We start from the raw sequence: 23,802 nt of genomic DNA, 5'->3' as shown, positions 1-23,802 counted from the left end.
GTTGAGGTGTCTAACGCGACCTTTTCGGGATGTATGCTTTGGTTGTTCGCTGTTGCTGGTGCAATGGCGGCTTCTGGCTGTTCGGCCATCAAGTCTACTGACAGCTTTACGTTGCTGACGGAGTTGCCACCGGGGTTCAGCATTAAAGGTGAGGCGTCTTATGTGCCTAGAACGGGAGAGGCTTGTACGGTTCCTCCTCGGAAAGGCAGGAACTATCCGGGCTTGAAGTTTTTTGAGCAGAAGCTGAGTAACGATGCACAAACGGCGCGTTTCGAAGTTCCGCTGACGAGCAAGGAAGGTGGCTGTCCTTTGGTGCTGGATAGCTTTGGCTATGAGGTTGACGCAAAGTATGGAGCTGCACGGCTCGATTTAGGTAGGGATTACACGGGCATTGCCTTTCAGGATGGAACTGCAGACAGTCAAAACTCTTCCTCACCCATGACATTGCAGAAGCAGTGCGAATGGTTTTTTCGCACAATAGGGCCTGATCGTTACATCGTTAAAATTCTGCAATGTAAATCGGTGGCAACTCCCGAACAGGCAAATGGTTCTGTGGCAAAGGGTCCGTTGCAACGTGCTCAGTTGGCGGGCAAGACGTTAAAAGTAGTTTTTGATATTTCAAACGAGGAGAAACCGGCTGTTGGTGACAACTGGGTAAAATTTCCCACTGGCTGGAAACGCTGCATGGGCGATAGCCTCGAGGCCCCCTATGCATTTTGTGATGGAAACAAAACAGATTTTAAACCCTTCAAAATGCCGGATGGGCGTGATTGCACCGTTTATCCCAACTGCACTGAATAAGGACTTTATCATGGATACTCGCGACTTTTTCCGTTGCATTGCCCGCGTTGCAATCCTCAGTTTTGGAACGTTTGGGGTTACAGGTTGCTCGACGGCTCAACCTGACAGTTTCACGCTATTAACTGAACTCCCGCCTGAGTTCCGCTTGAGGGGTGAAGCGTCATATGTCCCTCGCACTGGAGAAACATGCACTGTTCCACCCCGCGAGGGAAGAAACTACCCGGGCTTAAAATTCTTTGAGCAAGAGCTTAACAAGGATGCGCAAACTGCCAACTTTGAGATCCCCCTAACCAGCAAGACTGGAGATTGTCCTTTAGTATTGGATAGTTTTAGTTTCGAGGTTCAAGGCAAATATGGCGCAAAGCGACTGGATATCGGGAGAGACTATGCAGGTCTTTCATTCCAAGATGGAATCGCAAACAGCCAATCGCTCACGTCGCCAATAGTATTTCAGAACCAGTGCCAATGGCTATTTCGTACTATCGGAAAAAAGAATTACATTACAAAGATACTTAAATGCAAAACGGCAACTGATGAAAGTCAGACAATCAGTCCAGTTGTCGGCGGATCTCTGCAACGTGACCAGCTCGCAGGAAAGACAGTAAAAGTGGTGTTTTCACTTATGAAGGAAGAGCGTCCATACATGGGTGACACATGGATTAAATTTCCCGAAGGGTGGAAACGATGCATGGGGGAAAGCATCGAAGATCCCTATGCATTCTGTCGAGGAAATACTACCAATTTCAAACCTTTTAAAATGCCGGATGGACGTGACTGCACCGTTTATCCCAACTGTACTGAATAAGGATATTTTTTATGGAGTCAAAGGCACCTTGCAAGCCACTTTTTGGCGATAAATCACAAGCCTGTCCACTTCGTGGCGACTGGATCAGTTTCCAGGTAGTAGACGAGACTGGGGATGGCAAACCTTATGCCGGACTTTCCTATGTCCTTCAGGATAGCGCACACCAAAAATACCCAGGGGTACTGGACAGTGACGGTTCAGCAAAGGTTTTCAACCATTATCAAGGACCTGTGGTTCTGACTCTAGATGCCCCTTACACAGGACCTGTTGATTTATACAGCACCCTTTCGCAAAGAGATAATTATCCGCTGCCCATCACTGAACTACAGGTCAAAGCGGAACAAACCCGCTTTGTTCGAAAAGATGGTTTACGCGTTGAAAACAATCCTGCAAAAGCGAAAGCTGATCAATTCTTTCACGTTGAGGTGCGAGATTTAGTAAAAAACAGTGCTCATCTACCGCCTGAGTCTCCAAGAAAATACCCCCCGAATCAAAACTTACTTAAAATGATGGGCGACCTCGGCTTTGGACCAGATGAGTCGGAAATGCGGGGTATTGCCTTACTTCCAAATAAACACACCGTCCTCGAAGTTCGGCCATTGCGCGCTTTCCGACCTATGTTTTCAAAAGATAACAAGTTCAGCGCCTTGAATTTGTATCAGCTTTCCTTGTTTGCCTCTTTGAGCTACTGCAACTTTGGCCAAGAACCAGCCGAAAAACCCATCGACAAGGTATCATTCCCATTAGACCCGAGCGTCGGCTATATGTTTGGCAACAGCCTTACCAGCTTTATAGAAACTTGGAAAGTCAACAAAGACCAAACAACCGCTTATTATCCGCTTTATGAAGATGTACCTTATTCGAAGCGTTTCGAGATCCTGCCATTCGACCCTTTGTTGTACAAACAAAACAAGCCAGACTTGGGTGTAAAACAAGAGCACCCCGCCAAATGGCACTTCTTCGATGATGGCAAGATCAAAGGTGGCAGTGATACCCAGGCGTTCATAACTCACCACGACGAAATCATTCTGATCGCCATCCGAGGAACCTTGGAAGGCGCGGACTTCTTACGGGACACTGACGCAGAGCAAGTTCCATTTGTGGAAGGTGTAGGTAAAGCACACCAAGGCTTTTACGACGCATTTAAAGCAATGAGCGAATTCATCAAGGTCTACCTCGATCAGTTTTACGCGGGCCAAAAGATCATCGTCTGTGGGCATAGCCTTGGTGGGGCGATCGCTACCTTACTAGCCGAAGCATTACGACGTGATCCCAACGAATACGACGTCCTTCTCTACACCTACGGCTCCCCAAGAGCCGGCGATGCCGACTTCGTCAACGGCGCTGCAGAACTGGCCCATCACCGCATGGTCAACAACAACGACCCGATCCCAAGTGTTCCGGCGCCTTGGATGAATACTCGCAAAAGTATCTGGGTGCCCGGCGTTATCATCAGTTTTGTCACCGCCCCTTTAGGCGCACTTATTTTCGCTATAGGCCTGTCGCGAACGGGCGGTTCGCCATACGAGCACCACGGTAATTTGCACCATTTCATGCCCGTCCAGTTTAAAGGACGTGAGCAATCCGCCGTTCTCTGGGATCCAGGTTGCGACTCCATCGAAGAGGCCGCCTGCACCAAGGCATTGAAAAAGTTCGGAGACTTGCCCGACCGTGCCGCTTTTGTGCAGCAACTGTTCCACATGAGTGATCACTACATGGTGCCCTCCTACATTCCGTACGCCTGGGCAACATTGCGCCGCTGGCAGCAAACCCAGGAAAGCGGAACCACGGTGGTGACCAAGACTGAGTACGATCAGGTCTACTACCAACTGCAAGAAATGCAGGACCGTTTGAAGACGAAGGAAGCCGAACTGAACAACGCCTTTCAATATGACCGTCAGGCAAACCAGCGAGAAGCAAGTTTACTGAGAGCGGAAATAGGTCGGTTGAATACAGCCCGGCAACGGCTGCATGCCTTGAGTTTCCTTAAACTGACCCCCGAAGATATTTACGGCTCTGCCACCCAGTCGCCGGAACATAAAATCAACGTCGATCGCTGGATGGCGAAAAAAGAAAACAAAGTCGAGGTCCAGCTGGCGATGATTCCTCGAACGAGTAGCAGTGAACTGAGAACGGCTTAAATTTCAGCGCGTCCCGAAAAACAAGCCAGCATCCACGAGAGACTGGCTTGTGCGCCGCTTTTCACTGGAAGGTGGCGTTCGAGGAACGGATGTATCGTTGGCATAGTCATTACTCGATTATTTGTAAGTAACCGCCAGCACCGTGACCAAAAAAGCCCGGCCTGCCAACGGTAGCGTCTCGAAGATCGCTATCGCCGGCAGGCCGGGCTCCTAAAGCAAATGCCGCTTAAATGTTTCGCATCAACAGCACTTCGGTCCCGCCTTGCTGCCGTAACGAGCTTCCTGACGTTCCCGAAAGAACACTTCATAGCTCATCAGCGGTTTGTCCGGGTGTTTGGTTTGCATATGCTCTACGTAAGTGTCGTAGTCGGGCATGCCGACCATCAGGCGTGCAGCCTGACCGAGGTATTTACCGAGGCGACTCAGGTCATTGAACATGGGCACCCTCCTCCATCAAGCATCCGGCAAAGCCTGGAACGGCGCTTCTTTATCCGTACGTTCTTTGGTGCCCCAGGCGGCTATACCGACCTTGAGTGCAAAGAACAGGATGCTGAACACCACGAGCAAAAACAGCGCGGTCAGCGTTGCGTTGGTGTAGGCGTTGTAGATGACGTGCTGCATCTGCTCGATGCTTTTGGCCGGCGCGAGGACCTGGCCGTTGGCCAAGGCGTCGCTGTACTTTTTCGCCAGCGCCAGGAAGCCGATTGCCGGGTTGGCGTCGAACAGCTTGATGAAGCCTGCCGTGGTGGTGCAGATCAGCAGCCACACCGCGGGCAGCATGGTGACCCAGACGTAGCGTTGGCGTTTCATTTTGATCAGCACCACGGTTGCCAGCATCAGCGCGATACCCGCCAGCATCTGGTTGGAGATGCCGAACAGTGGCCACAAGGTGTTGATCCCGCCCAGTGGGTCGATCACGCCTTGATACAGCAGGTAACCCCACATCGCCACGCAACCGGCGGTTGCGATCAGGTTGGCGGTCCAGGATTCGGTGCGTTTCAACGCTGGCACGAAGGAGCCGAGCAAATCCTGCAGCATGAAACGCCCGGCACGGGTACCGGCATCCACCGCCGTCAGGATGAATAGCGCTTCGAACAGGATCGCGAAGTGGTACCAGAACGCCATGGTGTTTTCACCCGGCAGAAGTTGGTGCAGGATCTGCGCGATACCGACCGCCAGGGTCGGCGCACCACCGGCCCGGGCCAGGATGGTGGTTTCACCGATGTCCTTGGCCACTGCTTGCAGCGCTTCCGGCGTGATCGCAAAACCCCAGCTGCTGACGGTCTGAGCCACCGAAACAGCATCGGAGCCTACAAGGGCTGCGGGGCTGTTCATGGCGAAGTACACGCCTGGCTCGATCACCGAAGCCGCCACCATGGCCATGATCGCCACGAAGGATTCCATCAGCATGCCGCCATAACCGATGTAACGGGCATGGCCTTCACTGGCGAGCAGCTTCGGCGTGGTGCCGGAAGCAATCAGTGCGTGGAAACCGGACACCGCGCCACAGGCAATGGTGATGAACAGGAACGGGAACAACCCACCTTTCCATACCGGCCCGGTGCCGTCGATGAACTGGGTCAATGCCGGCATTTTCAGGTCGGGCATGGTGATCAGAATGCCGATCGCCAGCGCAACGATAGTGCCGATTTTGAGGAAGGTCGACAGGTAATCACGCGGCGCCAGAATCAGCCACACCGGTAGTACTGCGGCGACGAAACCGTAGCCAATCAGCATCCAGGTGATCTGGATTCCAGTGAAGGTGAACGCCTTGGCCCACACCGGGTCAGCGGCAATCTGCCCGCCCAGCCAGATCGAACCCAGCAGCAACGCCACGCCGATCACCGAGATTTCACCGATGCGACCCGGGCGGATGTAGCGCATGTAGATGCCCATGAACATCGCGATCGGGATGGTCGCCATCACCGTGAAAATACCCCACGGGCTTTCGGCCAGGGCCTTGACCACGATCAGCGCCAGCACCGCGAGGATGATGATCATGATCAGGAAGCAACCAAACAGCGCGATGGTCCCGGGGATGCGGCCCATTTCTTCACGGACCATGTCGCCCAGGGAGCGACCGTTGCGGCGGGTGGACATGAACAGGACCATGAAGTCCTGAACCGCACCGGCCAGCACCACCCCGGCAATCAGCCACAGCGTACCGGGCAGGTAGCCCATCTGCGCCGCCAAGACCGGGCCTACCAGCGGCCCTGCGCCAGCGATCGCTGCAAAATGGTGTCCGAAGAGCACGTGTTTGTTGGTCGGCACGTAGTCCAGACCATCGTTGTTGAGTACGGCGGGAGTGGCTCGATTGGGATCGAGCTGCATCACCTTGGTGGCGATGAACAGGCTGTAATAGCGGTACGCGACCAGATAAATAGCGACTGCTGCGACTACGATCCAGAGGGCGTTGATGGCTTCGCCGCGGCGCAGGGCCACGACACTTAGCGCAAACGCTCCCAGGACAGCCACGGCAAACCAGGCGAGGTGTTTAGCCAGACGGGGCATAGCGTGTCTCCTGCCGACAGCCAGTGGCTGCGGCGGTAATTATTATAATTGTGTCCGCATTGCGGAGCGGGCCCAATATCCGCCCATGCTGTCGACAAATAAATCCGCGTTACTACGTACGCAGCATCTACGTAGTTCTACGTAGATGACGCAAAACCTGTGGGAGCGAGCCTGCTCGCGATAGCGGACTGACATTCAGCGTCGATGTTGACTGTGCCACCGCTATCGCGAGCAGGCTCGCTCCCACAAGGTTTGGCATTTCGCAGGTCATTCTGTCCAGCATTGCTACTGGAGGCGCGTATCTTTGGCATATGATGCCGGGCCTTCGCCTTCCCTCGGTCTGGCCAGGAGTAGAGATGCAGCTCAAACACAAAATCGTCGCGCTCGGGATTCTGCCGCTGGTGTTAGCGATCGCGGTCATCTGCGCGCTGGTGATTTCCCTGAACCGGCAACTGGGTGATCAACAGGCGCAACTGATCGAAGACAGCATTCTGGCCAGCAAGCGCGCAGAGCTGAAAAACTACGTCGAAATGGCCCAGAGCCTGATCGCACCGCTGTACGACAACGGCCGGGGTGACGCGCGCGCGCAGCAACAAGTGCTCGAAGAACTGCGCAAGCTCAGCTTTGGCATCAACGGCTACTTCTTCGTCTACGACCGCGAAGGCCGCAGTCTGATGCACGCGCGCCAGTCAGAGCTGGTGGGCAAATACCTGTGGGACATGACCGACCCTCACGGTCTGCCAGTGATCCAGGCGTTGCTCAAAAGTGCGCAATCGGGCGAAGGGTTTCAACGTTACGCCTGGAACAAACCCTCTTCCGGCCAAGTGACCGACAAGCTCGCTTACGTGGTGATGCTGGACCGCTGGGGCTGGATGCTCGGCACCGGCATTTACCTTGAAGACGTCGAACGCGCCACCCAACAAGCGCGTGCCGAGGTGGCTCAGGGCATCCGCAAAACCATGCTGGCGATTGCCGCGGTGGCCCTTGTGGCGGTGCTGTTTGTCTTCGCCAGCGGCATGACGCTAAACGTCAGCGAACATCGCCTGGCCGACAAAAAACTCCAGCGCCTGACTCAACGCATCGTCAGCCTGCAGGAGGAAGAACGGTCGCGGGTTTCCCGAGAGCTGCACGACGGCATCAGCCAGCTACTGGTGTCTATCAAGTTTCAGTTCGAACTGGCCAGCCATGTGCTGGAGAATGGGCAAGACAAGGGATTGAGCATTTTAAGAGATGCCACGGAGCGCCTCGGGGATGCGATTGGCGAAGTTCGCAGCCTCTCTCACGACCTGCGCTCGTCGCTGCTCGACACCCTCGGCCTGCCGGCAGCAATCGGTCAACTCGCCGCAGAATTCGAGCAGCGCAGTGGTCTTGTCGTGACTTTCAACGATAACGAATTCGACTGTCATCTGGTCGATGGCGCCGCCGTCTCGTTGTTTCGCATCGTGCAAGAAGGCCTGACCAATATCGAACGCCACGCACAAGCAAAAAACGTCATCATTACCCTGCACGGTTCTGAAAAGTCCGTACGTTTGACAGTGGTCGATGACGGTATCGGTTTCAACGTCACCCAAGTCGAACGTCGTCACGCGGGCATTGGCCTGCGCAACATCCGTGAACGTGTCGAGCATTTTGGCGGTCGATTCGACCTGACCTCGATGCCGGGAAGAAGTGAGCTGGACGTGCTGCTGCCGATGAAACTGCCCGGTACAGAACACTGACTCAACCCATAACAATTAGAGTGAATGCCTGCGATGAACCTGCCCTACCCGATCCGCGTCGCCCTGGTCGACGATCACTCCTTGGTCCGCGACGGAATCAAATCGCTGCTGGCGGTCATGACGCAGCTGGAAGTGGTGGGAGAAGCCGAGAATGGCGCCGATGCCATTGAAATGGTCGGGCGCTGCCAGCCGGACCTGTTGCTGGTCGACATCAGCCTGAAGGACATCAATGGCCTTGAGCTGACGCGGTTGTTACGCAGCCAATACCCGTCGCTCAAGGTGTTGGTGCTGAGCATGTACGACAACTATGAATACGTGAGTGAATCCGTTCGCTCGGGTGCCAGCGGCTATGTGCTGAAGAATGCGCCTTCACGGGAAATCATTGCGGCAATCGAAGCCATTGTCAGCGGCGGGACGTTCTACAGTGCCGAGATCGCACAGCGGCTCATTGCCGATAAAAGTAGCGACAACGAGCTGACTCCGCGCGAAAGCCAGGTGCTGTACAAGATGGCTCAGGGGCTGAACAACAAGGAAATGGCTCGCGAACTGGATATCAGTGTGCGGACTGTAGAAACTCATCGCCTGAGCATCCGTCGCAAGCTCAACATCGACAAACCCGCCGCACTTGTAAAGTACGCGATCGATCACGGGATCATTTCGCGTTAGAGGCGATTCACACCGCACTCGTGTTAACGACACGTGCCGTGCGAATAAACAACGCGCGTACCTTGTCCCAGAAATTCCCGCCCAGCACGAAAAAGCTGCCGATCAACATGGCATCGCCCAGCGCCTGGAGCTGCCAGATATTGGGTCTCAGCCCCGGCCAGATAGTATCTATGTAAGGTTCGAGAAATCCCGAGATCAGCGGCAGGCAAAACATCACGAGACCAATTCTATGGCGAGCCGGGCCTACTTCCACGTCTGCCGGTGCAAGTGTGGAGACGTAACCGAACATGCTGCGCTTGAGTTGCTGAAAGCCGGATTTGCCCATAATGGCAATGACGAGAATTAACAGAACCTTGTTGCTGATAAACAAAACGCCTGTCAGTGCCGCGATCTTTGAGCCGGGCACATCCACTGCGGCAGCGAGAGGCACCATCAGCCAGGAGCCCAGCATCAAACAGATAATCGCGATGCCCAGTTTGAAGCGCCAACCAGCGGAACTAGATGCATTGTCATCCTGAGGGTTGCTCATGGTCTTCTTAACCTTCATTTTTTGGCCGGGATTAATGGATCTTCAGAAGCGTAGCAGTTAGTCGATCCCGGATCATTCAACATGACCTTGTATTTGTCGCAGCTGTACTAACCTAAGCGAACCAGTAACCAACGCCATTTCAATATCAGGTATGTTCGGATGACGTTTTCCCAAGATCTACGATCAGTGCACCGATGCTGACGCGCTCCGGTCCACTGCTTCTGCTGCTCGTCCTTGGCCTTGGCGGTTGTGTCCGTCTGGGGCCGGATTTTCAGCCCCCCGGCGAGGCCTGGACAAAACTCTGGAGCAGCCCCGCGCTTGAGCAAGCCAGCCAACGAAGCCTGAATCCCGACATTCGCCAATGGTGGCAAGTGTTCGCCGACCCGGTCCTCGACGCGCTGATCGCCGAATCGGATGCGCACAATTCCAACCTGAAAATTGCCGGCCTTCGCGTCATGGAAGCCCGTGCCCGGTTGGGCATCGCGCAAAGCGGGCGTTATCCGCAGCTGCAACAGGCCAGCGCGGACAGCTTGTACTTCAACCGCAAGCAGTCCGGTGGCAGCAACCCGCAAGACAGCCACTTCTGGCAACACAGCGCGGGCTTTGATGTCGGCTGGGAACTGGACTTCTGGGGGCGTTTCAGTCGAGCCATCGAGTCCTCCGATGCCAGTTACTTCGCGGCCCAAGCCAACTATGAAGACGTTCTAGTACTGTTGCGTGCTCAGGTGGCCGATACCTACTTTTCGTTGCGCACCACCGAAGCGCGTTTGCGCGTCGCCCGAGAAAACGCCGAACAGCAAAAGCGCAACTTTGAGATCACCGAAAAACTGTTCAACAGTGGCCAGAGCGCCGAACTCGACTTGCAACAAGCCAAGACCCAATACCTGGGCACCTTGAGCAGCATTCCGGATTTTGAGGCGCAAGTAGTGCGCACCCGTAACGCGTTGGCTGTGCTGATCGGACAGCCACCCAGCGCCCTGCCCCAATTGCTTGAAAACGAGGGACTGATCCCGCTGGTGGACCAAGCCGTGCTGCAAGACGTGCCGGCCAACCTGTTGTTGCGTCGCCCGGACGTGCGCGCCGCCGAGCTCAATGTCGCGGCCCAGTCGGCACTGATCGGTGTGGCACAAACCGACTTTTATCCGTCGCTGACCTTGCTGGGCAGCATCGTCTGGACCACCGATACGTTGAGCGGCACCTCCAACAGCCTGGACCTGATCGGCGGTCCCAGTTTGCGCTGGAACTTGTTTGACCACGACCAGATCAGCAACAACGTGCGCATACAGGATGCGCGGTTGCAGCAGCTGATTGAGGTTTATCGCGACAAAGTCCGCCAGGCCGCACGGGAGGCCGATGATGCCGCCAGCAGCCTGATCAAATCCCTGGAACGCGAGCGCATCCTGGGTGAAGCACAGGTCGCCGCCGCGCGTTCGTTGAGCCTGGCCAGCACCCAATACCGGGAAGGTTACTCCGACTTCCAGCGCGTGCTGGACGCTCAACGCGCATTGCTCGAACAGCAGGACAATTACCTGCTCAGCCGCAGTAATGCCGTGAGCAACCTGATCGCCCTGTACAAAGCCCTTGGCGGCGGGTGGTACAGCGCCCAGCCGACAATCGATCAAAACACTCGCCAGCAAATGGAACAACGCACCGACTGGGGCAACCTGCTGAATGAGCCAGCCCCTTCGCAAGCCTCTTATCCCGAGCCAGAAGGTTAAAGCCGATGACTGAACCCTCGCCGCCCGTCACTGAGGCGCCCTCCCCCAAGGCATCCGAGCCTGCCGCCGATCCTGCAAAAAAGGGCATCAAGTGGGTGATGCTGCTGATCGTCCTCAGCCTGGCCTGGTACTTGTTGGCTGACCGTTTCACACCGTATACGCAACAGGCCCGGGTGGGCGCCTTTGTCATTCCGGTGGCCTCCGAAGTGGCGGGCCAGGTGATCCGTGTGAATGTGCGCAACAACCAGGACGTCAAGGCGGGCGATGTGCTGTTTGAAGTGGACCAGCAGCCCTATCAAATAGCCGTCGACCGCGCACGCGCAGACCTTGAGTCGACACGCCGGCAGATCGGTGCCAGCACGGCCGGCATTGCTTCGGCTCAAGCCAATTTGCGCGCCGCCCAGGCCAATGAACTCAAGGCGCGGCAGGACAATCAGCGCCTTGAAGGTTTGTACCGCGAAGACCCTGGCACCATTTCCGTGCGCCTGCTGGAAGTCTCTCGGGCCAGCCGTGAACAGGCTGTCAGCCAGGTCGCCGCGGCCCATGCCGAAGTCCAGCGAGCACGGGAACAGGAAGGCGGCAGCGAGGAAGACAACGCGCTGTTGCGCAGCGCCGCCACGGCGTTGTCAAAAGCTGAGCTGGACTTGTCCAACACGCAGATTCGCGCACGGTCGGCGGGACTGATCACCGATCTGCGCACCGATGTCGGACAGTTCGCCACTGCCGGCAGCCCGGTCATGACCCTGATTGCCATCCACGATGTGTGGATCAGCGCAGACATGACCGAAAACAACCTTGGCCTGGTCGAGGTCGGCACCCCTGTTTCGATCGTGCTGGATGCCCTGCCGGGGAGGGTTTTCGAGGGCCGTGTGCGCAGTGTCGGCTACGGTGTCAGCGTCGGTCAGAGTACTGCGCCCGGCAGCCTTCCCAGTGTGCAGAACAGCCGCGACTGGCTGCGTCCGGCCCAGCGTTTTCCAGTGATTATCGAGTTCTCCGAGGACTCAAGGAAAACGCTGTTCGCCAGCCGCGCCATCCGTGCCGGTGGGCAGGCTGAAGTGATGGCATTCCCGACTCAAGACAACCCATTGAACCTGCTCGGTCGTTTGTTCGTGGGGATAATGAGCTGGCTGAGCTATGCCTACTAAGGGCGTGCCTACCCAGCGCACGCCCCGGGTTCAGCGTGCGTTGCGTATGGGCACAGGCACCGCATTGTGCCTGGCGGCCAGCTTCGGCCTGGGCTTGCCGATCCCTTTTCTCGCGCCGGTGCTGGCCGTATTGCTGTTGGCTTCCCTCAATCGGCCGCTGCCATTGAAGGCCGGATTGATCCTCGCTCTGGCTGCGATGTTAACCACCGGCGTCGGCCTGTTGTTGATTCCGATCCTGCGTTACTACCCGATTACCGGCGTGCTGCTGATTGGCGTCAGTATGTTCCTGGCGTTTGGTTTTGGCCTGCGCGGCGGCAACGCCTTGATCATGACCTTCATGATCATTGGCCTGACGATGATTTCTTCGGCCGGCGTCGTCGAGTTCGATCTGGCGATGATGGTCATCGGTGCCCTGGTCAAGGGCTTGATCCTCGCCGTTCTCGTTGTGGGGATTAGTCACTGGCTGTTTCCCGACCCCGCCAATGCGCCCTCCCCACCCGCCGCCAGCGCTTTGCCGGCGCAAGAAGTTAGCAGGGTTGCACTGCGTGCAACCCTCATTGTTATACCGGCATTCTTGTTGGCCCTGATCGACCCGGCGAGCTATCTGCCGATCATTTTGAAAGCAGTCAGTCTTGGCCAACAGAGTTCGACGACAACGACGCGCAACGCAGCTCATGAATTGCTCGGTTCGACCTTCATGGGTGGCCTGTTGGCTGTTGGGTTCTGGTGCGCGCTCAGCCTGTTTGTGCACTTGTGGATGTTCTTTCTGTGGATGCTGCTGTTCGGCTTGCTGTTGGCGCGCAAGCTCTATGCCCTGAGCCCGACCCGACAAACCCCGGGGTTCTGGCTCAACAGCCTGGTCACGCTGATCATCCTGCTGGGTCAGTCGGTTCAGGACAGCCTCGCCGGGAAAGACGTCTATACCGCCTTCGCCGTGCGCATGGGATTGTTTATCGCCCTCACGCTCTATGCCTTGCTGATGGTCCACCTACTTGATCGGCGGCAGCGCAATCCACGTGTCACTCAGCTCACGGAGTGACCTGATAACCCCGCCCTTGCAGGCAGCCGTGATAGTGCTGTTTCACATCGACCTCGACCGGCTCATAAAACTCGTCATGTTGACGTCCAAGTACCTGCGTAGCATCCACCGCAGCACCCTCCGAGGCTGGCGGGCCAGAGGTGCTCTGGCTGGCCGTGACGTTGCTGCAATCGTCGATGTCCAGCTGGATTTGTTGCGAGCTCTGCCCGTTCAAGGGCACGACCGTTTCGGCCTGAACCGGCGTATAGACCATCGACATGACGGCACACAGGCTGAAAGACGTTAACCGACTCATGATGTTCTCCGACACGGTCCGTTGTGTTTGCGGGCCAGCGTTTGGCTGGGAAGTTCCTGGAACAACGCTCGATAACTGCTGGAAAATCGTCCCAAATGCCAGAACGACCAATTCATCGCCACTTGCGCGACCGTGGTTTCCCCGGCCGTTCGCCTGAGCAATTCGCGGCGCGCGCTGTTGAGCCGACGCAAGCGCAACCAATGCGTGGGTGTCATTGCGGTATACGCCTTGAACGCATGCTGCAACTGACGCAGCGAAACCCCGGCGACCTGGGACAGCTCCAGCAAATTGAGGGTTTCTTCCGGTGTATCGGCGGCCCATTCGGCGACGCGTTTCATGATCGTTCGCTCCTCCGCCCGGCGCTGCAAACCTGCGCGATCCAGGCACACACAGGCGTTATCGAGGATGTACAAACAGTCCTCCAACAGTTGCTGGGTCAACGCCTCTTTGCTCGGTGGATCCAGCGTCTGCGTCAGCCGCGTCAACGTCCCGCTCAACCAGCGGCTGAACAGTGCGTTCTGACCTGAATTGAGCGGCGACATGAACAAGCCTTCGAGCCGCGCCACGTCCAGGCCATGACGTTGAACGAATGCCGGACCGAACACCACGGCGATTTCCTGGTAGTTCTCCGGGGTGATCCAGATATTGCGGCTTTCACCGTTCAACACGTACAGCGAGTTGTCGCTGCGATCGAAACAGAACGCCAGCGAGCCTTGCGGGGCGCTGAAGTTCTGCTCGACCCGGGTGTTCATCTGTTCTTCGTAAATCTCGACGCCTTGCAAGTCCAGATAGCGCACCCGCCCGGCGAAATGCCCCGGGGACATTTGCTGATAGTGCTGCACCCAACCTGGGGTGGCGCGGATTTGCTCGGCCACGTCGGCGGTGTTGAACGCTTGAACCTGTAATGGATTGCACGCTGTCATGGGCGCCTTACGCACTCTTTTGGTGCGTTCTGTGCTTGTTCAAAGTGGATAGATGGAACGGCAAGGCTCACCCAAGATAGTCGTCAACGCGCCACAGGGGAAGTGTTCGGTGGATGAAGCCGCCCTCCCCGGCGTCAATCAAACCAACAATGAGGTTTTTATGAATGCCCCTTTCGATCAGCTGTTCACGTGGCTGAAAGATCACAAGATTACCGAGGTCGAGTGTGTGGTCAGCGACCTGACCGGCATTGCTCGCGGCAAGATTGCACCCACCAACAAATTCCTGCATGAGCGAGGCATGCGCCTGCCGGAAAGTGTGCTACTGCAAACGGTAACCGGGGACTTTGTCGACGACGACATCTACTACGACCTGCTCGACCCGGCGGACATCGACATGGTCTGCAAGCCCGTCGCCGATGCGGTTTACGTCATTCCATGGGCCATCGAACCCACCGCCATCGTGATCCATGACACGTTCGACAAGTTCGGCAATCCCATCGAACTGTCGCCGCGCAACGTGCTGAAGAAAGTGCTGCAGCTCTACACCGACAAAGGCTGGAAGCCGATTGTCGCGCCGGAAATGGAGTTCTACCTGACCCAGCGCTGCGAAGACCCGGACTTGCCACTCAAGGCGCCACTGGGACGCTCCGGCCGAGCGGAAAGCGGTCGTCAGTCGTTTTCCATCGACGCTGCCAACGAATTCGATCCACTGTTTGAAGACGTTTATGACTGGTGTGAACTCCAGGGCCTGGACCTCGACACGCTGATCCACGAAGACGGCCCGGCGCAGATGGAAATCAATTTCCGTCACGGCGATGCGCTGGATCTGGCGGACCAGATCACCGTGTTCAAACGCACCCTGCGCGAAGCGGCACTCAAGCACAACGTCACCGCGACCTTCATGGCCAAACCGATCGGCGACGAGCCCGGCAGTGCCATGCACCTGCACCAGAGCGTGGTGGACATTGCCACCGGCCAGCCGATTTTCGCCGATGCCGACGGGCAGATGAGCGAACTGTTCCTGCACCACATCGGCGGCTTGCAAAAGTACATTCCCAAAGTGCTGCCGATGTTTGCGCCCAACGTCAATTCGTTCCGCCGCTTCCTGCCCGACACCTCGGCGCCGGTCAACGTTGAATGGGGCGAAGAAAACCGCACCGTCGGCCTGCGCGTACCGACCTCCAGCCCGGACGCCATGCGCGTGGAAAACCGCTTGCCGGGTGCCGATGCCAATCCTTATCTGGCGATTGCCGCGAGCTTGTTGTGCGGTTATCTGGGCATGGTCGAAAAGGTCGAACCGAGCGCCGCGGTGCAGGGTCGCGCCTATGAGCGACGCAATCTGCGCCTGCCGATCACCATCGAGGACGCGCTGACGCGCATGGAAGAGTGCGAAACCATCGAGCGTTATCTGGGCAGCAAATTCGTCCGGGGTTACGTCGCGGTCAAACGGGCCGAACACGAAAACTTCAAGCGCGTGATCAGCTCCTGGGAGCGCGAGTTTTTGCTGCTTAGCGTCTAGTCCGTAACGGCCCCATCGCGAGCAGGCTCGCTCCCACATTTGAAATGCATTCCCCTGTGGGAGCGAGCCTGCTCGCGATGACGGCTTACCAAACACCAAAGAAACGCCTGAAGAATCCAATAACTCCAAGAGGTGTCGATATGCGTCTATTGAAATCCGTGGTTCCGGCCTCGCTGGCCTTGCTGTTCAGCGCCACTGCGCAAGCTCAATCAAGTGTGAGCGTCTACAACTGGACCGATTACATTGGCGAGACCACCCTCGCCGACTTCCAGGCAAAAACCGGGACCAAAGTGATCTACGACGTATTCGATTCCAACGAAACCCTGGAGGGCAAACTCCTCGCCGGCCGCACGGGTTATGACGTGGTGGTGCCCTCCAACCATTTCCTCGCACGCCAGGTGAAGGCCGGCGCGTTCCTCAAACTGGATCGCTCGCAGCTGCCCAACTGGAAAAACCTCGACCCGAAACTGCTGGCCTTGCTGGAAAAAAACGATCCGGGTAACGAACATTCGGTGCCGTACCTGTGGGGCACCAACGGCATTGGCTACAACGTCGACAAGGTCAAGCAAGTGCTTGGCATCGATCGCATCGATTCCTGGGCGGTGTTTTTCGAGCCAGAGAACCTGAAAAAGCTCAGTCAGTGCGGCGTGTCGATGATGGATTCGGCCGATGAAGTGTTCCCGGCGGTCCTGAACTACATGGGCATGGATCCACGCAGCGAAAACCCCGAGGACTTTAAAAAGGCCGAAGCCAAACTGCTGACCATCCGGCCTTACATCACCTATTTCCATTCGTCCAAGTACGTGTCGGACCTGGCCAATGGCGACATTTGCGTTGCGTTCGGCTATTCGGGCGATGTGTTCCAGGCGGCGAACCGCGCCAAGGAAGCGAAGAACGGCGTGAATATCGCCTACTCGATCCCCAAGGAAGGCAGTAACCTCTGGTTCGACCTGCTGGCGATTCCTGCCGACGCCAGCAACCCGAAAGAGGCTCACTCGTTCGTCAACAACCTGCTGGATCCGCAGGTAATCGCCAAGGTCAGCGCGTCGGTCGGTTACGCCAATCCAAACCCGGCGGCCAAACAATACATGGACGCCGAGTTGGTCAATAATCCAGAGGTCTATCCTCCTCAGGAAGTGCTCGACAAACTCTACATCTCCACCACCCCGCCCCAGCCGATCATGCGTCTGATGACCCGCTCCTGGAGCAAAGTGAAGTCCAACCAATGAATCAGTACGACAACGAACACGCTCATTCCTATTACGCTGCATCGGCCAAGGGCATGACACCTTACCCCACGCTGGCCTCGGATCTTGAGGCCGATGTCTGCGTGGTGGGCGGCGGCTTTACCGGGGTTAACACCGCGATCGAACTGGCGCAGCGCGGGCTCTCGGTGATTCTGCTGGAAGGCCGGCGGATCGGCTGGGGCGCCAGTGGGCGTAATGGCGGGCAGTTGATCCGCGGCATCGGTCATGACGTCGAAGGTTTCGCCCGTTATGTCGGCCAGGACGGTGTGCGCTATTTAGAGCGTGCAGGCATCGAATCAGTGGAACTGGTGGGCAATCGCATCCGTGAGCATGGGATCGATTGCGACCTGCGCTGGGGCTTCTGCGAGCTGGCCAACACCCCGGCGCAGTACGAGGCGTTCAAGGCGGAACTGCAAAACCTTGCCGAACTGGGTTACCGCCATGAAACCCGACTTGTCGGCCCCGAGCAGATCCGCCAGCAAGTGGTGGGCTCCGATGTTTATGCCGGCGGCCTGATCGACATGGGTTCGGGTCATCTGCATCCGCTGAACCTGGTGCTTGGCGAAGCGCGCGTTGCCGAATCCCTCGGGGTGCGAATATTCGAACAAAGCCCGGTGCTGGAGTTGATCCATGGCAGCACCGTTCAGTTTCGTTGCGCGGGCGGCACGGTGCGCGCCGGCAGTCTGGTGCTGGGTTGTAATGCGCACCTGGAAGAACTCGAACCACGCCTGAGCGGCAAGGTGCTACCGGCCGGCAGTTACATCATCGCCACCGAGCCTTTGGCACCTGAGGTTGCCGCGCAATTGATCCCGCAGAACCTGGCGCTGTGCGACCAGAAAGTCGGCCTCGATTACTACCGGCTCTCGGCGGATCGACGCTTGTTGTTCGGCGGTGCCTGCCATTATTCCGGGCGCGATCCGGAGGATATCGGCGCTTATATGCGGCCAAAAATGCTCAAGGTCTTCCCACAGCTGGCGGACGTGCGCATCGACTATCAATGGGGCGGCATGATCGGCATCACCGCCAACCGCTTTCCCCAGGCCGGACGCTTGAGCCAGTACCCGAACGTGTTCTACGCCCAGGGTTACTCCGGTCATGGCCTGAACGTGACCCATTGGTGCGCACGGTTGCTGGCTGAAGCGATTCATGCCGGGCACAGCAAGGGCCTCGATGTTTTCAGCGCCGTCCCGCACATGACCTTTCCCGGTGGAAAAGCTCTGCGTTCACCGCTGCTGGCCCTCGGCATGTTCTGGTATCGCCTGCGCGAATTGCTCGGCTGACTGCCCTTACAGGCGCTACCGAAAATTCCCCGGTTGACTACCTTCCCGTAGGAGCTGCCGCAGGCTGCGATCTTTTGATCTTGATCTTCGGCAGCCTTGAAATAGCCAAAAGATCGCAGGCTTCGCCAGCTCCTACAGGGAATTCATCGTCCGCCCTGATCAGTCTTTTATTTGCTCAATCGCAAGTCACTTCTATATTGAGGGGGTGCTCTGACTTTCCTGCCTCCTGGCGAGTGCGGCCTATGGCTACGACTGACCAACTGATCATCTGCGAGCACTGCGACTGCGTGTATGAAAAAGTCACGCTCGCCAAACATCAGAAAGCCCTGTGTACCTGCTGCGGCGGCGTGCTGCAGCGTTATAACGGACTGTCGGTGGAGCAGCGTCTGGCCTTGGCCTTCACGGCAACGGTGCTGTGGATTTTCGCCAACTTCTATCCCGTCATGAGCATCAGCCTCAAGGGCCTGAAAAACAGTGCGACGCTGTGGGATTCGGTATTGGCGTTGAGCCAGGGGCCGATCACCTTTATTGCGCTGGTGGCGGCGATATCGATCATCATCGCGCCGCTTTTTCAGCTGGTGTTGCTGATCTGGGTCCTGAGCTTCGCCCTCGTGCATCGGCGCTCGCCAGGCTTCAAGCTGTGCATGCGCTGGCTGGAAACCCTCAGGCCCTGGAGCATGCTCGAGGTTTGTCTGCTGGGGGCAATGGTGGCGGTGTTCAAACTGGCAGGTATGCTCGATGTAATACCCGGCCTCGGCCTGTTTGCCCTGGCTGTCCTCAGCCTGCTGCTGATCCGCATCGCCGGGCGCGATGTACGTGATTTGTGGGACACCCTATGAACAGGCCACCGCTCGCCAGCGAACTCAACCTGTGCCTGTGCCATAGCTGCGGCCTGGCCTGCGACATCACCGATAACCCTCACGAATGCTCACGCTGCGGCGCGCCCCTGCATGCTCGCAAAACCAATTCATTGACCCGCACATGGGCCTACTTGCTGACCTCGCTGGTGTTCTATGTCCCGGCCAATCTGCTCCCGGTCATGAACACCAGTCTGTTCGGCAACGGCTCCGACAGCACCATCATGAGCGGTGTGCTGGAGTTCTGGGCACACGGTGCGTGGGACATTGCCCTGATTATTTTCATCGCCAGCATCGCGGTGCCAGGCATCAAGTTCGTTGCTCTCTCTCTGCTGCTGATCACCGTGCAACGCCGCAGCCATTGGGCACGCAAGGAGCGTTCGAAGCTTTACCGTTTCGTCGAGCTGATCGGCTACTGGTCGATGCTCGATGTGATTGTTGTCGCGCTAGTCGCCGCGCTGGTGAAATTCCAGGCGCTGGGCGATATTCAACCGCGCCTGGGTATTCTGTTTTTTGGTCTGGTGGTTGTATTCACCATGCTGTCTGCCATGAGTTTCGATCCGCGGCTGATCTGGGATAACGAGCGGGATGAAGAGCGGGATAACAAGCGGGATAACCCACCCAACGAGGAGGTCATGGATGAAGTCGCAAGCCACTGATGGGCCGCAAGACCCCGGCCAGGCCAATATCAAGACCCGTCGCTTCAGCGTTTCGCTGGTGTGGATTGTGCCGATCGTTGCGGTGCTGGTGGGGATCTCCCTGGTGATACACAGCATGATGCAGGAAGGCCCGACCATCACCGTCACGTTCAAGACCGGTAGCGGTCTTACGGCCAACAAGACCGAGGTCAAATACCGCAACGTGGTCATCGGCCATGTCTCTGAAGTGAAGCTGAGCAACGATCAGAAAAGCGTTAACGCCACGATCAAACTCGACAAACAGGCTGAAAACTTCACCCGCGAAGATTCGCAATTCTGGGTCGTGCGACCGCGCATTGGTGCCGGCGGCGTCTCGGGCATCGATACCCTGCTGTCAGGCGATTACATTGGCGCCGACATCGGCGTGGCCAATGCCCGTTCCAAACACTTCATTGGTCTGGAAAACCCGCCGCCCATTACCTATGGCGAGCCGGGCAAGCGCTTCATGCTGCGCACCCAGGACCTGGGCTCGCTGGACATCGGCTCCCCCGTCTATTACCGCAAGATTCCAGTCGGGCAAGTGGTGGCGTATGCGCTGGATGCCGACGGCAAAGGGGTGAACATCGAAATTTTCGTGCATTCGCCCAATGACGCCTTCGTCACGCAGAACACCCGGTTCTGGAATGCCAGTGGTATTGATGTGAGCGTCGGTGCCAACGGTTTTGCGGTGAGTACCGAATCCCTGTCTTCGTTGTTGGTGGGCGGCATCGCGTTTCGCGCGCCGGAATACAGCCCCAATGATCAGCCGGCCAGCGAGAATAAAGCCTTCGACCTGTTCGAAGACCAGCAAACCGCCCTCGCGCCCCCCTTTGGCAAGGGGCAGTTCCTGAGTTTGCGCTTCGATCAGGCCTTGCGCGGGCTGAAGATCGACGCGCCGGTGGAGTTCCTCGGCATCGAATTTGGCAGAGTCGTCTCGGTCAATCTGGATTTCGACGCGAAAAAGCGCAGCTTCCCGGTCAATGTCGGCATCGTGATCTACCCGCAACGCCTTGGTCAGGCCCATATCAAAATGCTCGAGGCCTTGAAGCATGACCCTAATGATGAAGCCGCTAGTGTGCGGCTGATGGGCAGCTTCATCGAAAACGGCCTGCGAGCCCAGGCCCGTAGCGGCAATCTGTTGACCGGCCAGCTCTACATCGCGCTCGACTTCTACCCCGACGCAGAGAAAGTCGTGTTCGATCCAACCGCCCGCCCCGTCACCATCCCCACCGTTCCTGGCAGCCTCGAGCAGTTGCAGGAAAAACTGGAAAACATGGTCAACAAGATCAACCAGCTACCCATCGATCGCATTGCCGGCAATCTCGACAGCAACCTCGTCGAACTGCGCAAGGGCCTCGTACAGTTCAACGCCAGGACCCTGCCCGGCGTGCAGACCACCTTGGGGGACGTCAGCAAGGCCTTGCAATCGGCCAGCTCGACCTTGGCCGATGATTCGCCGCAACGGGAGCAGTTGACCCAGACCCTGGACGAACTCGGACGCATGTCACGCTCCTTGCGTGAACTCTCGGATTACCTGGGCCGGCATCCGGAATCACTGATTCGCGGTCGTCCCGACAACGCCGCACCGATGGACATGAAAGCGCCACCGCGCAACTGACCACAGGAGCAATACCCATGGCTTTCCCGCTGAAGATCACGCTGGTCACTGCACTGTTACTGCTCACCGCTTGCCGCAGCGATCCGATTCAGTTCCATACCCTGACCCCGACCCAACTGAGCGGCGCAAGCGGCGGCGCGGAGATTCAGATTGAAGGCATCACGGTGCCGCCCCAGGTCGATCGGCCGCAGATTGTCATTCGCCAAGGTAACAGTGGCCTGGCGATCCTCGAAACCGAATGGTGGGCGGCGAGTCTGGTGGATGAATTGCGCAGCGCCTTGGTCGATCAACTGGTCACCAGCAATCTGCAACGCAGAGTGTCGCTGCGACTGGACGTGCAGCGCTTTGATTCGATCCCCGGTCAATACGCGCTGATCGACGTCAAATGGCGTCTGCGCAGTCTCGGCCCCGGCGATGCTGCGCTGATCACCTGTCGCAGCACGTTGCAGACCCCTGCCGGCCCGAGCATCGATGAGCTGGTGGTTGCCCATCAGAACAATGTGAAACGGTTAGCTGCCGCCATCAGTCAGGCCGCAGCCGGATCACAAAAAGGTTGCCCCGCGATGCCCTGAACAGGTTGCGGGGCCCGGCGCCAAGCCTGGCCTCTTGCCCTCAGTTCAGGCGTACAGGCAGTCCAGTGGAATAGCCACCACCGGCAGCGCCGGGTCGAATGCATGCCGGGTGGTCTTGTAGGGGAAAATTTCCCCTCGTGCGATGGTCGTAAAAATCCGCGCCACCTCGAACGCCTGCCCAGTCTGCCAATGCCGTACGCACACCCGTGGGTCTGCGTAATCGAGCTGAATGCACGGCACCCGTTTCAAGCCCAATTGCAGCGCGGCGTTGAGCCGATGATTGCCATCCATCACGATGCCTTTCGAGCGTTCCACGATGATCGGCTCCAGCCAATGCCCGGCGCGGATGATCGCTTCGCTGAGCCGTTTCACGTTGGCCGGATCGACCTGCTCCGATTGCAATACATCACACAATGGACGCAGGGCAATCTGGTAGCTGTTGAACGAATCTGGCCGTGCGGCAAGAGCAGCTTGTGGGTGTCCCATGATTCATCTCCTGATTCAACGGCCGGGTTCAACAGGCATCGGCTTTGGCCGCAATCGCGTACTGACTGGCCACCGCGCGCAGGCGCTGAGCGTGCTCGATCAGCGGCAGGTCGACCATCTCGCCGTCCACTTGAACCGCGTGGCTGCCACCAGCCACGGCAGTCAATACCCGATCCGCCCAGGCCAGTTGCCCCGCGTCGGGCAGGAATGCGCGCTGAACGGTGGTCAACTGCGCGGGATGAATGCACAGCTTGGCGCCAAAGCCCAGGGAGCGGGCGTAGTGTGATTCCTGCGCCACCACGGTCATGTCGCTGATCGCCGGCGTGACGCCATCGATCGGTGCCGGCAGCTCCGCGGTGCGCGAGGCCAGCACGATTCGATTGCGGGCAAAGAGAAAGGCCTCCGGTATCTGGCTGCAGTTGATGTCCAGGGAAAAGTCCAGCGAACCGAATGCCAACCGCGCCAGCCCGGGAATGGCGGCAATCGCTTCGACCTGCTGCAAGCCTTTTGCGGTTTCGATGATGGCGACGATCTGCAGCGAAGGATTCCACGCCAGCAAACGCTCCACGACCTCGGACAATGTCTCGGGGCATTCTGCCTTGGGCAGGAAAATACCCGCGCATCGCTCGGGGTAACGCATGTCGCTCAACCATGTCTGGTCCTGACGAAACAACGTGCTGCTGACGCTGTTCAAGCGAATATAACGCTGGCACCGCGTGGTCGGCGTGCTCTCCTGCCAGGCCCAGATCGCGGCCCGCGCCGCCGCTTTACTGTTGGGGTGCACGGAGTCTTCCAGGTCAAGGATGATCGCATCCGGATTGGCTTCAACCGCTTTGGCGAAACGTTCGGGGCGATTACCCGGGACGAACAAGTAGCTGATGGGAAGCGTGGCGGTGGTGCTGAGACGATCAGTTGTCATTGAATCTCTCCTGGGCATGCATCAATCGGGGATATTCGAAAGGCGCTTCGAAAATTTCTGGCACACATTTCTGGCTCCGGGGCATGGGGTGAATTTCGACCCGGTGCCAGCTTGCTGCATCAATCCTCAACTCCTTATTGATCAAGGCATTAAGCATTTTTTTATAGAGTCTTGATTGCTTACTCCAACGTGAAGATAAACAGGCTCTGAACTCTCCTCTCTCGGGTGGATATTCAAAATATGTGAAAACCTTACTTGATAATCGTTCGCGTTAGCAATAAGGTTCTCCCCGTTCCGTAGGTTTTTTCCCAAATACAAGTAAGTAATATTTCAAGG

Annotated in this window: 22 protein-coding genes; 15 read left to right on the top strand and 7 right to left on the bottom strand. The window is 57.4% G+C overall.

The features are described 5' to 3' along the window. Positions 1–6 precede the first annotated feature (6 nt). From ACZ89R_RS01675 to ACZ89R_RS01665, 3 genes are read left to right on the top strand one after another with little or no spacing between them, the layout of a single operon-like run. The gene (locus ACZ89R_RS01675; RefSeq protein ID WP_429546945.1) at positions 7–801 is read left to right on the top strand and encodes a hypothetical protein; all 795 of its coding nucleotides are present in this window, start codon (positions 7–9) and stop codon (positions 799–801) included. Between the two features lie 10 nt (positions 802–811). Next, entirely contained in the window at positions 812–1,606 is a 795-nt protein-coding gene (locus ACZ89R_RS01670) for a hypothetical protein (RefSeq protein WP_429546946.1), read from the top strand. 11 nt (positions 1,607–1,617) lie between these two features. Beyond that, positions 1,618–3,747, top strand: a complete 2,130-nt coding sequence (locus tag ACZ89R_RS01665) for a lipase family protein (protein ID WP_429546947.1) — start codon at positions 1,618–1,620, stop codon at positions 3,745–3,747. 240 nt (positions 3,748–3,987) lie between these two features. Here ACZ89R_RS01665 and ACZ89R_RS01660 read toward each other — a convergent pair whose 3' ends face one another. Together ACZ89R_RS01660 and ACZ89R_RS01655 are read right to left on the bottom strand one after the other, a co-directional pair. Further along, on the bottom strand, positions 3,988–4,185 hold the full coding sequence (locus ACZ89R_RS01660) for a YbdD/YjiX family protein (protein WP_008069978.1): 198 nt from the start codon (positions 4,183–4,185) through the stop codon (positions 3,988–3,990). A gap of 15 nt (positions 4,186–4,200) precedes the next feature. After that, on the bottom strand, positions 4,201–6,258 hold the full coding sequence (locus ACZ89R_RS01655; protein ID WP_429546948.1) for a carbon starvation CstA family protein: 2,058 nt from the start codon (positions 6,256–6,258) through the stop codon (positions 4,201–4,203). A 356-nt stretch (positions 6,259–6,614) separates the two neighbouring features. Between ACZ89R_RS01655 and ACZ89R_RS01650 the strand changes: the two genes are divergently transcribed. Next, positions 6,615–7,976 carry a cache domain-containing protein gene (locus ACZ89R_RS01650; protein WP_429546949.1) on the top strand — a complete coding sequence of 454 codons (1,362 nt, stop codon included), beginning with the start codon at positions 6,615–6,617 and terminating at the stop codon, positions 7,974–7,976. A 33-nt stretch (positions 7,977–8,009) separates the two neighbouring features. Then, positions 8,010–8,642 (top strand): response regulator, encoded by a 633-nt coding sequence (locus ACZ89R_RS01645; RefSeq protein WP_429376558.1) that lies wholly within the window; start codon positions 8,010–8,012, stop codon positions 8,640–8,642. Between the two features lie 7 nt (positions 8,643–8,649). Here the strand turns inward: ACZ89R_RS01645 and ACZ89R_RS01640 are convergent, their stop codons facing one another. Then, positions 8,650–9,171, bottom strand: a complete 522-nt coding sequence (locus tag ACZ89R_RS01640) for a transporter suffix domain-containing protein (RefSeq protein WP_429546950.1) — start codon at positions 9,169–9,171, stop codon at positions 8,650–8,652. 194 nt (positions 9,172–9,365) lie between these two features. On the opposite strand from ACZ89R_RS01640, the gene ACZ89R_RS01635 reads away from it, so the two are divergent. Genes ACZ89R_RS01635 through ACZ89R_RS01625 form a run of 3 tightly spaced genes read left to right on the top strand, consistent with a single transcriptional unit; the run spans position 9,366 to position 13,073 of the window. Continuing rightward, positions 9,366–10,889, top strand: a complete 1,524-nt coding sequence (locus ACZ89R_RS01635) for an efflux transporter outer membrane subunit (RefSeq protein WP_429546951.1) — start codon at positions 9,366–9,368, stop codon at positions 10,887–10,889. A 5-nt stretch (positions 10,890–10,894) separates the two neighbouring features. Next, positions 10,895–12,034, top strand: a complete 1,140-nt coding sequence (locus tag ACZ89R_RS01630) for an HlyD family secretion protein (protein WP_429546952.1) — start codon at positions 10,895–10,897, stop codon at positions 12,032–12,034. Next, on the top strand, positions 12,024–13,073 hold the full coding sequence (locus ACZ89R_RS01625; RefSeq protein WP_429546953.1) for a DUF2955 domain-containing protein: 1,050 nt from the start codon (positions 12,024–12,026) through the stop codon (positions 13,071–13,073). Before ACZ89R_RS01630 ends, ACZ89R_RS01625 begins: the two co-directional genes overlap by 11 nt. Here the strand turns inward: ACZ89R_RS01625 and ACZ89R_RS01620 are convergent. Together ACZ89R_RS01620 and ACZ89R_RS01615 are read right to left on the bottom strand one after the other, a co-directional pair. After that, positions 13,063–13,368, bottom strand: coding sequence for a hypothetical protein (locus tag ACZ89R_RS01620; protein ID WP_218394827.1), 306 nt, complete (start codon positions 13,366–13,368; stop codon positions 13,063–13,065). The two genes, ACZ89R_RS01625 and ACZ89R_RS01620, sit on opposite strands and share 11 nt — an antisense overlap. After that, positions 13,365–14,291, bottom strand: a complete 927-nt coding sequence (locus ACZ89R_RS01615) for a helix-turn-helix domain-containing protein (protein ID WP_429546954.1) — start codon at positions 14,289–14,291, stop codon at positions 13,365–13,367. Before ACZ89R_RS01615 ends, ACZ89R_RS01620 begins: the two co-directional genes overlap by 4 nt. Positions 14,292–14,451: 160 nt before the next feature. Here ACZ89R_RS01615 and ACZ89R_RS01610 point away from each other — a divergent pair, with 160 nt between their 5' ends. The 7 genes from ACZ89R_RS01610 (at position 14,452) to ACZ89R_RS01580 (ending at position 22,061) form a co-directional block, all read left to right on the top strand. Then, positions 14,452–15,810: a glutamine synthetase family protein gene (locus tag ACZ89R_RS01610; RefSeq protein ID WP_007900282.1), complete on the top strand. Its 1,359-nt coding sequence runs from the start codon at positions 14,452–14,454 to the stop codon at positions 15,808–15,810. A gap of 140 nt (positions 15,811–15,950) precedes the next feature. Beyond that, positions 15,951–17,039, top strand: a complete 1,089-nt coding sequence (locus ACZ89R_RS01605) for a polyamine ABC transporter substrate-binding protein (RefSeq protein ID WP_429546955.1) — start codon at positions 15,951–15,953, stop codon at positions 17,037–17,039. Beyond that, on the top strand, positions 17,036–18,337 hold the full coding sequence (locus ACZ89R_RS01600; RefSeq protein WP_429546956.1) for an NAD(P)/FAD-dependent oxidoreductase: 1,302 nt from the start codon (positions 17,036–17,038) through the stop codon (positions 18,335–18,337). Before ACZ89R_RS01605 ends, ACZ89R_RS01600 begins: the two co-directional genes overlap by 4 nt. A gap of 242 nt (positions 18,338–18,579) precedes the next feature. Continuing rightward, positions 18,580–19,176 carry a paraquat-inducible protein A gene (locus ACZ89R_RS01595; RefSeq protein ID WP_429546957.1) on the top strand — a complete coding sequence of 199 codons (597 nt, stop codon included), beginning with the start codon at positions 18,580–18,582 and terminating at the stop codon, positions 19,174–19,176. Continuing rightward, the gene (locus ACZ89R_RS01590) at positions 19,173–19,853 is read left to right on the top strand and encodes a paraquat-inducible protein A (protein ID WP_429546958.1); all 681 of its coding nucleotides are present in this window, start codon (positions 19,173–19,175) and stop codon (positions 19,851–19,853) included. The genes ACZ89R_RS01595 and ACZ89R_RS01590 overlap by 4 nt, the downstream gene beginning before the upstream one ends. After that, on the top strand, positions 19,834–21,489 hold the full coding sequence (locus tag ACZ89R_RS01585) for a PqiB family protein (protein WP_429546959.1): 1,656 nt from the start codon (positions 19,834–19,836) through the stop codon (positions 21,487–21,489). Before ACZ89R_RS01590 ends, ACZ89R_RS01585 begins: the two co-directional genes overlap by 20 nt. A gap of 17 nt (positions 21,490–21,506) precedes the next feature. Beyond that, positions 21,507–22,061, top strand: coding sequence for a PqiC family protein (locus tag ACZ89R_RS01580; protein WP_429546960.1), 555 nt, complete (start codon positions 21,507–21,509; stop codon positions 22,059–22,061). A 45-nt stretch (positions 22,062–22,106) separates the two neighbouring features. Here the strand turns inward: ACZ89R_RS01580 and ACZ89R_RS01575 are convergent, their stop codons facing one another. After that, a complete protein-coding gene (locus ACZ89R_RS01575; RefSeq protein WP_429546961.1) occupies positions 22,107–22,547 on the bottom strand; it encodes a ParB N-terminal domain-containing protein in 441 nt (146 codons plus the stop codon). A gap of 28 nt (positions 22,548–22,575) precedes the next feature. Next, complete coding sequence (locus ACZ89R_RS01570) at positions 22,576–23,466, bottom strand: HpcH/HpaI aldolase/citrate lyase family protein (RefSeq protein ID WP_429546962.1); 891 nt, start codon at positions 23,464–23,466, stop codon at positions 22,576–22,578. Positions 23,467–23,802: the final 336 nt, after the last annotated feature.

Source organism: Pseudomonas sp. TE3728 (assembly GCF_056279145.1).
The sequence above is the reverse complement of the archived record's forward strand: the minus strand, read 5'-3'. Positions and strand labels throughout refer to the sequence as shown.